Raw genomic sequence first — 12,370 nt, 5'->3', positions numbered from 1 at the left:
GGCCGATCGCGTCAGCGGGACGCGCGGCCTGTGGACGAGCGGTGCGCCGTCCACAGGCTCAGAGGTTGTCGGGCACCTTCAGGTCGCTGTGGGCGATCTCCTCGATCGACACATCGCGGAACGTGAGCACCTTGGCGCTCTTCACGAACCGGGCCGGACGGTACATGTCCCACACCCAGGCGTCGCCCATCGACACCTCGTAGTACACGTCACCGCCCTCGGTGCGCACCTTCAGGTCGACCGCGTTGCACAGGTAGAACCGGCGCTCGGTCTCCACCGCGTAGGTGAAGATGCCGACGACGTCCTTGTACTCCTTGTACAGCTGCAGTTCGAGTTCAGACTCGTACTGCTCCAGGTCCTCGGCACTCATAACGCACTCACCTTAATCGTTCGCCGCACGTTGTCGAAGCACATCCGGTGGATGCGGCTCGGCCCGTGCTCGTCGAGCCGCTCCTGGTGCAGCGGCGTGCAATAGCCCTTGTGGATGTCGAACGCGTACTCGGGCAGGTCCTCGTGCCATCCGGCCATGATCCGGTCACGCGTCACCTTGGCCACCACGGACGCGGCCGCGACGCACGCGGCCACCCGGTCGCCCTTCCAGATCGCCAGGCTCGGCACGCCCAGGCCGTCGACGCTGAAGCCGTCGGTGAGCGCGAAGTCCCCTGCGGGTGCCAGGCGAAGGAGCGCCCGCCGAAGCCCCGCCAGATCGGCGTGGTGCATGCCGAGTTCGTCGCACTCCCGAGCCTCGACGCTGACCACCGACCAGGCGAGCGCGCGCGAGACCACCTGGTCGTAGACCCGCTCACGAGCGGCAGGGCTGAGCAGCTTGGAGTCCGCGAGCCCGGGGATCTGGCCCCCGCGCCCCGGCTTCAGGATCACGGCCGCCGCCACGAGCGGGCCCGCGCAGGCTCCCCGTCCCGCCTCATCGGCACCGGCGATCAGCTCGAACCCGGCGCGCCGCAGCGAGGCCTCGTAGGCGTAGATGCCGGCGTCCCGGCGCACCACGATCCCCATGATCGCCTAGCAGACGACCTTGGGGCCGGTCAGCACAGGTGCCTCCGGCGGCGCCTCTCCTGCGGGCACGCCCTCGAACGTCCGCGGACGGCTGATGCCGTGGAAGCGACTGAACGGGTACACCACCGCGACCGCCGTGCCGACGATGTTCTCGACCGGGATGAAGGCGTTCGTCCCCTCGGGAGCGCCGCGCGTGTCGTCGGACAGGTGGCAGCGGGAGTCGGCGGAGTCGTTGCGGTGATCGCCCATGACGAAGACCCGCCCGGCGGGCACGACGATGTCGAAGGCGACCGAGGACGGCTCGACCTGCTTGCCCGTGGTCGGGTCGACGTAGAGGTAGTCGCCCTCGTTCAGCGCCGTCCCGTTGACGCTCACGCGTCCACGCGCATCACAGCATGTGACGTGGTCACCCGGCACGCCGATGACGCGCTTGATGAGGTGGTTGGAGCTCTCGTCCGGCGCCAGCCCGACGAAGACCAGGGCACGATTCACCGGGTCGTCGTTCACCTTCGCGGGCGCCAGCCAGTCGAGGGTGTCGCGGAACACGATGATGTCGCCGCGCTGGTAGCCGGCGATCTTCTGCACGGCCACGCGGTCACGCACCAGGAGTGTGTTCTCCATCGAACCGGAAGGGATCACGAACATCTGCGCCACGAACAGGCGCAGCAGGGTGGAGGCGATCAGGGCGCCGACCACGACGATCGCGATCTCGCGCAGCCAGCCGCCGACGGTCGACAGGGCACCGCCGCGCTCGCGCTCGGTTTCGCTGGGTGCGCTCACCGCACTCCCTTCGTGGGGCTGCCCTTCACGCTGCGAGTCTGCCACCACCGGGACGTCCGGAGGCCTCAGCGGTCGCGCTTCTCCTTGATCTTCGCAGCCTTGCCACGAAGACCGCGGAGGTAGTACAGCTTGGCGCGTCGCACGTCGCCCATGCGCTCGACCTCGATCTTCTCGATGATCGGGCTGTGCAGCGGGAAGGTGCGCTCGACGCCGGTGCCGAAGCTGACCTTGCGGACGGTGAAGGACTCGGCGATGCCAGAACCGGTGCGGGAGATCACGGCGCCGGCGAAGATCTGGATGCGGGAGCGGTTGCCCTCGATGACCCGCACGTGCACCTTCACCTGGTCGCCGGGACGGAAGTCCGGCACGTCCTCGCGCAGGGCGGCCTTGCCGATCTGCTCAACAAGCTGGTTCATGGTTTCCTCGCCAGTGCCACAGGACACTTCGTCTCGTTCTGAGTGAGGTCCGTCGAGGCCTTCCCCCTGTGGCAGGAGCGCCGACGGCACAACGGTCAACAAGTTTGCCACACCCGCCCCCGGCGAGGGTAATCGCCGCCGCCCCGCGTCCCCCGTCACCGTCGCCGGCGGGCAGCCGTCCCCTGCGTTCCTGCCCCCGAGTGCAACGCTCGCCACCGGAATTCCGGCAGCACGAGTGACAATCGGCAGCAAACGCGGACCGGGGAGGGCAGCGGACGGCCTCCGCGTCCGGCAACCCTTTGGTGGGCGGCCGCTGCGTCCGCCAACCCCCGCCTGGCGGTCGCCACCTTGCCCGGAGGTCGCCCTGGAGGTCTGCCGTGCGCGGACGCCGCCAGGCGCGCCGTCCCCCGCGTTCCTGCCCCCGAGTGCAACGCTCGCCACCGGAATTCCGGCAGCACGAGTGGCAATCGGCAGCGAACGCGGGTCCGGGAGGGCCGGGGACGGGCAGGGGCAGAGGGGCCAGGGCGGAGACCGGAAACGGCGTCGGCCCCCGGAGCGTGCTCCGGGGGCCGACTCAGGCGGATGACCTACTTGCCGTCGCGGGAGAACAGCGAGGCGATCAGGTCGCGGTTGAGCTGGCTGATCGTGTCGAACGGGATCTGCTTGGGGCAGACCTCGGCGCACTCACCGATGTTCGTGCAGCCGCCGAAGCCCTCGGAGTCGTGCTGCGCGATCATGTTCTTGATCCGCAGCTTCCGCTCGGGCTGGCCCTGCGGGAGCATCGCCAGGTGGGTGATCTTCGCCGCAGTGAACAGCATGCCCGAGGAGTTCGGGCAGGCTGCCACACAGGCGCCGCAGCCGATGCAGGTGGCAGCGTCGAAGGCGCGATCGGCCTTCAGCTTGCCCACGGCATTGGCGTGAGCGTCGGGGGCAGCGCCGGTGTTCACCGACACGTACCCACCGGCCTGGATGATCCGGTCGAAGGCGCCCCGGTCGACGACCAGGTCCTTGATCACCGGGAACGGGCCGGCCCGCCAGGGCTCGACGTCGATCACGGCGCCGTCCTCGAAGGACCGCATGTGCAGCTGGCAGGTGGTGGTGGGCACCGGCGAGTTGCCGCGGCCGTGGGCCGTGCCGTTGATCACCACGCCACACATGCCGCAGATGCCCTCGCGACAGTCGTGGTCGAAGGCCACCGGCTCCTCACCCTTGACGGTGAGGTCCTCGTTGAGGAGGTCCAGCATCTCCAGGAAGGACATATCGGGAGAGACGTCCTGCACCTGGTAGGTGACCATGCGCCCCTCCGAGGACGCGTTTGCTTGGCGCCAGACGCGCAGGGTGACGTTCACTTGTAACTCCGTTGCTTCAGCTCGATGAAGTTGTACTCCAGGGGTTCCTTGTGCAGGACCGGCTTCTCGCCGGTACCGGTGAACTCCCAGGCGCCGACGTAGAGGAACTCGTCGTCATGACGCAGCGCCTCGCCGTCCTCGGTCTGGCTCTCCGCGCGGAAGTGGCCGCCACAGGATTCGCGCCGGTGCAGCGCGTCCACGCACATCAGCCGGCCCAGCTCGAAGAAGTCGGCCACCCGGCCGGCCCGCTCCAGGGTCTGGTTGAAGTCCTCGTTCACGCCGGTGACCTTCACGTCACGCCAGAACTCCTCGCGGAGCTCGTCGATCTTGGCGATCGCGGTCTTCAGGCCCTCCTCGGTGCGCTCCATGCCGCAGTACTCCCACATGATGTGGCCGAGCTCCTTGTGGAAGGAGTCCACCGTGCGGGTGCCGTTGACGCTGAGCAGCGCCTCGATCCGGCCCTTCACCGACGCCAGCGCCTCAGCGGCCGCCGGGTGGGTGTCGTCGATCTTCTCGAACGGCGCGCCCGCCAGGTAGTCGTTGATGGTGTTCGGCAGCACGAAGTAGCCGTCGGCCAGGCCCTGCATGAGGGCGGACGCACCGAGCCGGTTCGCACCGTGGTCGGAGAAGTTCGCCTCGCCGGTCACGTACAGGCCGGGGATGTTGCTGGACAGGTCGTAGTCCACCCACAGGCCACCCATGGTGTAGTGCACCGCCGGGTAGATCCGCATCGGGGTCTCGTACGGGTTCTCGCCGGTGATCTGGGCGTACATGTCGAAGAGGTTGCCGTAGCGGGCGGCGACGCCGTCCTTGCCGAGACGTCCGATCGCGTCGGCGAAGTCGAGGTAGACACCCCGGCGCACCATCCGCTCGTTGCCCTCGTGGTCGAACTCCTTCACGGCGGGGCCGACACCGCGGCCCTCGTCGCACATGTTCTTGGCCTGGCGGGACGCGATGTCACGCGGCACCAGGTTGCCGAACGCCGGGTAGATCCGCTCCAGGTAGTAGTCGCGGTCGGCCTCTGCGATCTGGCGCGGGTCCTTGTCGCAGTCCTCGGCGCGCTTCGGCACCCAGATCCGGCCGTCGTTGCGCAGCGACTCCGACATCAGGGTCAGCTTCGACTGCGTCTCGCCGTGCACCGGGATGCAGGTCGGGTGGATCTGCGTGTAGCAGGGGTTGCCGAAGTAGGCGCCCTTGCGGTGGGCCCGCCACGTGGCGGTCACGTTGCAGCCCATGGCGTTGGTGGACAGGAAGAACACGTTGCCGTAGCCGCCGGTGGCGAGCACGACCGCGTCGGCGTAGTGGCTCTCGATGGCGCCGGTCACCATGTCGCGGGTGACGATGCCGCGGGCGCGGCCGTCCACGACGATGAGCTCGAGCATCTCGTGCCGGGCGTACATCTTGACCGTCCCGGCCGCGACCTGCCGCTCCAGCGCCTGGTAGGCGCCGATCAGCAGCTGCTGACCGGTCTGGCCGCGGGCGTAGAAGGTGCGCTGCACCTGGACGCCACCGAAGGAGCGGTTGTCGAGCAGGCCGCCGTACTCACGGGCGAACGGGACGCCCTGCGCGACGCACTGGTCGATGATGTTCGCGCTGACCTCTGCCAGCCGGTACACGTTGGTCTCGCGAGCGCGGTAGTCGCCGCCCTTGACCGTGTCGTAGAACAGCCGGAACGTCGAGTCGTTGTCGTTGCGGTAGTTCTTGGCCGCGTTGATGCCGCCCTGGGCGGCGATCGAGTGCGCCCGGCGGGGGCTGTCCTGGTAGCAGAAGTTGAGGACGTTGTAGCCGGCCTCGCCGAGCGAGGCGGCCGCGGCGCCACCGGCGAGGCCGGTGCCGACGATGATCACGGTCAGCTTCCGGCGGTTGGCCGGGTTGACCAGCTTGGCCTCGAACTTGCGCTTGGCCCACTTCTGCTCGATGGGGCCGGCCGGAGCCTTGGCGTCGGCGATCTCCTCGCCGACCACGAAGTAGTCGGCGCCGGCGTCGGTCTTCTCCGCCTTCTGGCGTGAGGTCTTGGTCGTCGTGGTCATCAGTTGATCCATCCGAAGAAAACGGCCACCGGCATGATCATGAAGCCGATGTAGAGCAGGAGGGCGACCGCCCAGGCGCAGCCGTTCAGCACGGCGCGAGCCTTGGCGCTGGTGTTGGCCCCCAGCGTGGCGAATGCGCTCCAGAACCCGTGCCGCACGTGCATGCAGACGGTCGCGATCCAGATCGCGTACAGCAGGACCATCCACCAGATCCGGAACTCGCCGACCACCATCTCGTACGGGGTGGTGTAGGCGCCGGCCACCAGTGCGGAGTGCACGGTGAACTGGGCGAGGTGGAAGATCAGCAGGCCGGCCAGGATGATGCCGCCCCAGCGCATGGTGCGCGCCGAGTAGGTCTGGGCCAGCTGCTTCTTCACCTGGTACGCGGACGGGTTCGCGTCCATCGCGCGCTTCCAGAGGGTGATCGCCGAGTACATGTGGAGCACCACGGACGCGACCATCACGGCGCGGAAGATCCAGATGAACCAGCCCTTCGGGACCAGCGGGTAGAGGATGTCCCCCTTCAACCACTCTGCATAGTGGTCGAATGCCTCGGCGCCGAGGAACATCTTGAGGTTGCCGTACATGTGCATCAGCAGGAAGCCGATCATGATCAGACCGGTGACAGCCATCAGGGCTTTCAACGCGACCGTGGATCGGACAGCTCTCTGATGAGGGGTAAGAGTCGTTGTCGCCACGTCCACAGACTAGTGAGGATCGGCGACAGTTTCTGACGCCTGCGGCCTTTCCGGCACAGCCGGTCTCAGATAACGGACAAGGACTGGACGAAGGGCCGATTCGGCGCAATTGAGCAAAAGCGACGTGCCCTAATTGCGGCCCTCGAGAAGGTCAGGACGGCGCTCCGCGGTCCGGCGCCGCGACTGTTCCAGGCGCCACTTCGCGACCTCGCCGTGGTGGCCGGACAGCAGCACCGGCGGTACCTCAAGGCCTCGCCAGAGGGCCGGCTTGGTGTACACGGGGTACTCCAGCAGTCCGTCCAGGTCGGTGCCGTGGGACTCCTCCACCAGCGACGCCGGGTTGCCCAGGACGCCGGGCAGCAGCCGGACCACCGCTTCGGTCACCGCGAGGGCCGCCACCTCTCCCCCGTTCAGCACGTAGTCGCCGAGACTCACCTCGAGCACCTCCATGCGGGAGGACGCGTACTCGACGACGCGGGCGTCGATGCCCTCGTAGCGTCCGCAGGCGAACAGGAGCCAGTCGCGCGCGGCGAGGTCGTGGGCCAGGGGTTGGCTGAACGGGACGCCGGCCGGCGTCGGCACCACCAGCACCGGCGTCGGCCCGTCCGCGGGGACCAGGGCGTCGAGCGCCTCGCCCCACGGCTCGGGCTTCATCACCATGCCGGCTCCCCCGCCGTACGGGGTGTCGTCGACGGTCCGGTGCCGGTCGTGCGTCCAGTCCCTGAGGTCGTGGACGCCGAGGTCGAGCAGCCCGGCCTCGACGGCCTTGCCGACCAGGGACAGCCGCAGCGGCGCGAAGTAGTCGGGGAAGATCGAGACCAGGTCAATCCGCATCGGGCACCTCTTCCAGCAGCCCAGGGATCGGCGCGATCACCAGGCGGCCGGCTGCGGTGTCGACCTCGGGGACCAGCGCGGTCACGAACGGCACAAGGCGGTCGCCCGCGGGCGTGCGGACGACGAGCAGGTCCTGGGCGGGGTTGTGCTCGACGGACACCACCGATCCCAGCTCGCGCCCTTCGGGGTCGACCGCGGTGAGCCCGATGAGCTCGAGGTCGTGGTACTCCTCGTCGCCGGTCGCGACGTTCGTCCCCTCGGCCCAGAGGTCGAGCCCGCGCAGCGCCTCGGCTGCCGTGCGGTCGGTGACGCCGTCGAAGGCGACCACCAGGCGTCCCTGCTGCCAGGAGTGGCCCGCGACGGTGAGGGTCCGCTGCCCGGAGGTGACGACCTGCCCTGGGGCGAACCGCTCCTCGACGCTGTCGGTGCGCGGACGCACGCTCACCTGGCCACGCAGGCCGTGCGCGCGTCCGACGGTGCCGACGATGACCTGCTCGCTCAACTCGCCTCCGATACGAGCATCCGCCCCGCCGCGGGTGCGGACGGGGCGGATGGGTGGGTGGTGCTCAGCGACGGCGCGGCCGGCGGTCGACGTCGACGAAGTCGACCCGCACCTGCTCGCGGCCGGCGAGGGCTGCGATCACCGTCCGCAGCGCACTCGCGGTGCGCCCCTGCCGTCCGATGACCTTGCCGATGTCCTCCGGGTGGACCCGCACCTCGAGGGTGCGGACGCGACCACGGTCGGACTCGCGCACCCGGACGTCGTCCGGGCTGGGCACCAGTCCACGGACCAGGTGTTCCAGCGCGTCGGCCAGCATGCTCATCAGGCCTCTTCTTCGGCCCCGGCCGGAGCCTCGGCCTCCGCCTGGTCGGCCTTCTTCTTGCGCGAGATGGCGGCGGTGGCCGGCTCGCTGTCGGCCTCGGCGAGGGCGGCGTTGAACAGCGCGACCTTGTCCTTCGGCGCGGGCTGGTCCTCGACGCCGGAGGGGCTGGTGTCACCGCTGAACTTCTGCCAGTCACCGGTGCGCTTGAGCAGCGCCACGACGGCCTCGGTCGGCTGGGCGCCGACGCCGAGCCAGTACTGCGCGCGCTCGGAGTCGACCCGGATCACCGACGGCGAGTTCTTCGGGTGGTAGAGGCCGATCTCCTCGATGGCACGGCCGTCCCGCTTGGTGCGGGAGTCCATGACGACGATGCGGTAGTGCGGGGAGCGGATCTTGCCGAGCCGCTTCAGGCGAATCTTGACAGCCACGTGTGTGGTATCTCCTGTGGGAAAGGTCCGGTGACGTCACCGGGCCGGACGGGTGAACGCCGGCGCTCGCTGTGGGGCAACGCGCACCAGGTTCGGGTGGATCCGTTGACCGCCGGCGATGAGAGGGCACCGTCGGGCACAGATGCGTCGTTCATTGTGCCAGAGCAGGGCCGGACGACGCCAATGAGCACCCGGCCGCATGCGCACGCCCTTCCCCGCCGAGCGTCGCCGCGGCCCCTCCACGCCGTCGGCGAACAGCGGAACAGGGCCACCGGGCGCGGGCGTTGGCACGGTATGGCCGATTCCGAGGCGCTGGACGCCTACTCCGCCGCCGTGGTGAGGGTGGCCCGGCAGGTGCTGCCGAGCGTGGCCAGCCTGCGGGTCCGCGGCGCGCGCGGCGACGGTGCCGGGAGTGCCAGCGTCGTGACCTCCGACGGATTCCTGCTCACCAGCGCCCACGTCGTCGAAGGGGCGCGGCAGGCCACCGCCGAGTTCGCCGACGGCACCCAGGCCACCGTCGAGGTGACCGGGAGCGACCCGCTCTCCGACCTCGCCGTCCTGCGGGCGACGGGGCCGGCACCCGACCCCGTGGTGCTGGGCGACGCGACGACCCTCCAGGTCGGGCAGCTCGTCGTGGCGCTGGGCAACCCGCTCGGGCTGTCCGGCAGCGTCACCGCCGGCATCGTCTCCGGGCTGGGCCGGTCCCTGCCCACGCGCGGCGGACGGGTGGTGGACGAGGTCATCCAGACCGACGCCGCCCTGAACCCGGGCAACAGCGGCGGCGTCCTGGCCGACAGCGCCGGCCGCATGGTCGGGGTCAACACCGCTGTCGCCGGTGTCGGCCTCGGGCTGGCCGTGCCGATCAACCCCAGCACCCGGCGGATCATCGACGCGCTGATGAGCACCGGACGGGTCCGGCGCGCCTGGTTGGGCGTGGCCGCCGGCCAGGCCCCGCTGCCGCCCCCGCTCGCGTCGCGGCTGGGCCGCGCCACCGGGCTGAGGGTGGCCCAGGTCGTGCCCGGGAGCCCGGCGGCGCTGGCCGACCTGAAGGTGGGCGACGTCGTGGTCGCGGTCGCCGGGGAGCCGATGGGGTCGGCCACGAGCCTGCAGCGGTGGATGGTCGAGGAGGCCATCGGGCGTCCGGTGGAGATCACGGTGTGGCGCAACGGCGCCCTGGTCGACGTGATCGCCGTGCCGCGCGAACTGACCGCGTGAGCCCCCTCCCGGGCCGGACGGGTTCGGCCGCAATCAGGCGGGGCGGGAGGGATGGACCACCCGGCCGCGCAGGATCACCAGCTCGGGGTGCCGGGTGACGGACGGGTCGCGGCGCGGGTCGGCGGCGTACACGACCAGGTCGGCGCCGGCCCCGTCGGCGAGCGGCGGAGCACCCAGCCACTCCCGGGCACGCCAGGACGCCGAGCCCAGCGCGAAGTCGGCACCCCCCAGCGCGGCGAGCATCGTGATCTCTGTGCCGATGAGCCCGTGGCTGATGGTGCCGCCCGCGTCGGTGCCGGCGTACACCGGCACCCCGGCCTCCACGGCGGCCGAGATCGTGGCGAAGCGGCGGGCGTGCAGCGCCCGCATGTGCGCGGCGTAGGCCGGGAACTTCTCCTCGCCCGCGTCGGCGAACGCGGGGAAGTTCTCCAGGTTGACCAGCGTGGGCACCAGCGCCACCTGCCGCTGGGCCATGAGGGCGATGGTGGAGGCGTCCAGCCCGGTGCCGTGCTCGATGCCGTCGATGCCCGCGCGCACCAGCTCGTGCACCGACTCCTCCCCGAAGCAGTGGGCGGTGACGCGGGCTCCCAGCTCGTGGGCCTTCGCGATGGCGGCCGCGGCCACGTCGGACGGCCACAGCGGGGCGAGGTCGCCGGCGTCGCGGTCGATCCAGTCGCCGACGAGCTTCACCCAGCCGTCCCCGCGGCGGGCCTGGCGGGCGACCTCCGCGATCAGCTCCTCGGGCTCGACCTCCTCGGCGTAGTGGCGGATGTAGCGCCGGGGACGGGCGATGTGGCGCCCCGCCCGGATGATCCGGGGCAGGTCCTCCCGCGCGTCGATCCAGTGGGTGTCGACCGGCGAGCCGGCGTCGCGGATGAGCAGCGTGCCCGCGTCCCTGTCGGCGAGCGCCTGCGCCTCGGCGACCTCGTCGGCCACCGGGCCCTGGGAGCCCAGCCCGACGTGGCAGTGCGCGTCGACCAGGCCGGGGAGGATCCAGGCGTCGCGGCACACGGTGACCGCCCCGGGGACCGGTTCGGTGCGGACGAGCCCGTCCGCCACCCACAGGTCGGTCTGCTCCCCGCCGGGCAACAGGACGCCGTGCAGGTGCAGTCGCTGCGCCTCCGGCGCCGTGGGCACGGGGGCTGCGGCGTGGGAGTGCGCGAAGAACTCCGGCTCCCCCAGCCCGGGGGGTGCGTGCCCGCTCATCCCCGGCTCGTCAGCGCGGGCCGGTGTTCTTGGGGTTGAACAGCTGCTGCAGCTCCGGCGGCAGCTGGAACTCCCCGACGGCCTTCGCCAGGTCGGCGTCGCTGGGCACCTGCTGTCCGAAGACCGCCGGCGGCGGCGTCGCCGCGGCCGGGGCGGCCGGGCCGCCGGAGCGCCGGGCCGGGTTGCCGGACACCTTGTGGGTGCCCTTCTTCTTCTTGGCCTGCTGCTTCGGCGCGGGACGCCGCGCCCCCGGCATCCCCGGCATCCCGCCGCCGGCCAGGCTCTGCATCATCTTGCGGGCCTCGAAGAAGCGGTTCACCAGGGAGTTCACGTCGGACACCTTCGTGCCGGAGCCGGACGCGATGCGGGCGCGGCGCGAGCCGTCGAGGATCTTCGGGTTGGCGCGCTCGGCAGGGGTCATCGAGTAGATGATCGCCTCGATCCGGTCGATCTCACGCTCGTCGATATTGTTGATCTGGTCCTTCATCTGGCCCATCCCGGGCATCATGCCCAGGATCTTGGACAGCGGGCCCATCCGCCGAACGGCCTGCATCTGCTGGAGGAAGTCGTCGAGGCCGAACTCGCCCTTGCCCGCGATCAGCTTCTGGGCAGCCTTGGCCGACTGCTCGGCGTCGAAGGTCTTCTCCGCCTGCTCGATCAGCGTCAGCAGGTCGCCCATGCCGAGGATGCGGCTGGCCATCCGGTCGGGGTGGAACGCGTCGAAGTCGCCCAGGCCCTCGCCGTTGGAGGCGAACATGATCGGCCTGCCGGTGACCCGGGCGATCGACAGCGCAGCGCCACCGCGGGCGTCGCCGTCGAGCTTGGAGAGCACGACGCCGTCGAAGCCCACGCCCTCGGCGAACGCCTGGGCGGTGTTCACCGCGTCCTGGCCGATCATGGCGTCGACGACGAACAGGATCTCGGTCGGGTTCACCGCGTCGCGGATGTCCACGGCCTGCTGCATCATCTCCGCGTCCACGCCGAGGCGGCCGGCGGTGTCGACGATGACGACGTCGTAGAGCTTGCTCATCGCCTGGAGGATCGAGTTGCGCGCGACCAGCACGGGGTCGCCGACGCCGTTGCCGGGTTCGGGGGCGAACACGTGGACGCCTGCCCGCTCGCCGACGACCTGGAGCTGGGTGACGGCGTTGGGTCGCTGCAGGTCTGCGGCAACGAGCAGCGGCGAGTGGCCCTGGTCCTTGAGCCACTTGCCGAGCTTGCCGGCCAGCGTCGTCTTGCCGGAACCCTGGAGGCCGGCGAGCATGATCACGGTCGGCGGGCGCTTGGCGTAGCGCAGCGGCCGCGCCTGGCCGCCGAGGATGCCGATGAGCTCCTCGTTGACGATCTTGACGATCTGCTGCGCGGGGTTCAGGGCCGCGTGGATCTCGGCGCCGTGGGCGCGCTCGCGCACGGCGGCGATGAACTCCTTGACCACGGTGAGGTTGACGTCGGCCTCGAGCAGGGCCAGGCGGATCTCGCGGGCGGTGGCGTCGATGTCGGCGTCGCTCAGCCGGGTCTTGCCGCGCAGCCCGCGGAACGCGGCGGACAGGCGGTCGGAGAGGGTGTCGAACAAGGC

The 12,370-nt window shown here is 70.5% G+C and carries 14 protein-coding genes; 1 reads left to right on the top strand and 13 read right to left on the bottom strand.

Annotated elements, in window-relative coordinates; translation table 11 throughout:
* Positions 1–58: 58 nt before the first annotated feature.
* From ACFQQJ_RS06355 to rpsP, 11 genes are all read right to left on the bottom strand, one after another.
* Positions 59–370: a DUF2469 domain-containing protein gene (locus tag ACFQQJ_RS06355; RefSeq protein ID WP_377105147.1), complete on the bottom strand. Its 312-nt coding sequence runs from the start codon at positions 368–370 to the stop codon at positions 59–61.
* Positions 367–1,014, bottom strand: coding sequence for a ribonuclease HII (locus ACFQQJ_RS06350; RefSeq protein ID WP_377105146.1), 648 nt, complete (start codon positions 1,012–1,014; stop codon positions 367–369). The genes ACFQQJ_RS06355 and ACFQQJ_RS06350 overlap by 4 nt, the downstream gene beginning before the upstream one ends.
* A gap of 6 nt (positions 1,015–1,020) precedes the next feature.
* The gene (gene lepB / locus ACFQQJ_RS06345) at positions 1,021–1,794 is read right to left on the bottom strand and encodes a signal peptidase I (protein ID WP_377105145.1); all 774 of its coding nucleotides are present in this window, start codon (positions 1,792–1,794) and stop codon (positions 1,021–1,023) included.
* Positions 1,795–1,859: 65 nt separating this feature from the next.
* The gene (rplS, locus tag ACFQQJ_RS06340) at positions 1,860–2,210 is read right to left on the bottom strand and encodes a 50S ribosomal protein L19 (RefSeq protein WP_377105144.1); all 351 of its coding nucleotides are present in this window, start codon (positions 2,208–2,210) and stop codon (positions 1,860–1,862) included.
* 587 nt (positions 2,211–2,797) lie between these two features.
* Positions 2,798–3,559: a succinate dehydrogenase/fumarate reductase iron-sulfur subunit gene (locus tag ACFQQJ_RS06335; RefSeq protein ID WP_377105143.1), complete on the bottom strand. Its 762-nt coding sequence runs from the start codon at positions 3,557–3,559 to the stop codon at positions 2,798–2,800.
* Positions 3,556–5,589 carry a fumarate reductase/succinate dehydrogenase flavoprotein subunit gene (locus ACFQQJ_RS06330; protein WP_377105142.1) on the bottom strand — a complete coding sequence of 678 codons (2,034 nt, stop codon included), beginning with the start codon at positions 5,587–5,589 and terminating at the stop codon, positions 3,556–3,558. The genes ACFQQJ_RS06335 and ACFQQJ_RS06330 overlap by 4 nt, the downstream gene beginning before the upstream one ends.
* Positions 5,589–6,233: a succinate dehydrogenase cytochrome b subunit gene (locus ACFQQJ_RS06325; protein WP_377105141.1), complete on the bottom strand. Its 645-nt coding sequence runs from the start codon at positions 6,231–6,233 to the stop codon at positions 5,589–5,591. The genes ACFQQJ_RS06330 and ACFQQJ_RS06325 overlap by 1 nt, the downstream gene beginning before the upstream one ends.
* A gap of 183 nt (positions 6,234–6,416) precedes the next feature.
* Positions 6,417–7,121 (bottom strand): tRNA (guanosine(37)-N1)-methyltransferase TrmD, encoded by a 705-nt coding sequence (gene trmD, locus ACFQQJ_RS06320; protein ID WP_377105140.1) that lies wholly within the window; start codon positions 7,119–7,121, stop codon positions 6,417–6,419.
* Entirely contained in the window at positions 7,111–7,623 is a 513-nt protein-coding gene (rimM, locus tag ACFQQJ_RS06315) for a ribosome maturation factor RimM (protein WP_377105139.1), read from the bottom strand. The genes trmD and rimM overlap by 11 nt, the downstream gene beginning before the upstream one ends.
* A 64-nt stretch (positions 7,624–7,687) precedes the next feature.
* Positions 7,688–7,939, bottom strand: a complete 252-nt coding sequence (locus ACFQQJ_RS06310) for an RNA-binding protein (RefSeq protein WP_377105491.1) — start codon at positions 7,937–7,939, stop codon at positions 7,688–7,690.
* Positions 7,940–7,944: 5 nt separating this feature from the next.
* Positions 7,945–8,373: a 30S ribosomal protein S16 gene (gene rpsP, locus ACFQQJ_RS06305; RefSeq protein ID WP_377105138.1), complete on the bottom strand. Its 429-nt coding sequence runs from the start codon at positions 8,371–8,373 to the stop codon at positions 7,945–7,947.
* A 294-nt stretch (positions 8,374–8,667) separates the two neighbouring features.
* On the opposite strand from rpsP, the gene ACFQQJ_RS06300 reads away from it, so the two are divergent.
* Positions 8,668–9,588 (top strand): S1C family serine protease, encoded by a 921-nt coding sequence (locus tag ACFQQJ_RS06300; protein ID WP_377105137.1) that lies wholly within the window; start codon positions 8,668–8,670, stop codon positions 9,586–9,588.
* Positions 9,589–9,621: 33 nt separating this feature from the next.
* Here ACFQQJ_RS06300 and ACFQQJ_RS06295 read toward each other — a convergent pair whose 3' ends face one another.
* Together ACFQQJ_RS06295 and ffh are read right to left on the bottom strand one after the other, a co-directional pair.
* The gene (locus tag ACFQQJ_RS06295; protein ID WP_377105136.1) at positions 9,622–10,794 is read right to left on the bottom strand and encodes an amidohydrolase family protein; all 1,173 of its coding nucleotides are present in this window, start codon (positions 10,792–10,794) and stop codon (positions 9,622–9,624) included.
* 10 nt (positions 10,795–10,804) lie between these two features.
* A complete protein-coding gene (ffh, locus tag ACFQQJ_RS06290; RefSeq protein WP_377105135.1) occupies positions 10,805–12,367 on the bottom strand; it encodes a signal recognition particle protein in 1,563 nt (520 codons plus the stop codon).
* Positions 12,368–12,370: the final 3 nt, after the last annotated feature.

This window comes from Propionicimonas sp. T2.31MG-18 (genome assembly GCF_964266745.1).
Classification (GTDB): Bacteria; Actinomycetota; Actinomycetes; order Propionibacteriales; family Propionibacteriaceae; genus Propionicimonas.
Note: the sequence above shows the minus strand (reverse complement) of the source record. Positions and strands in the feature narration are given on the sequence as shown.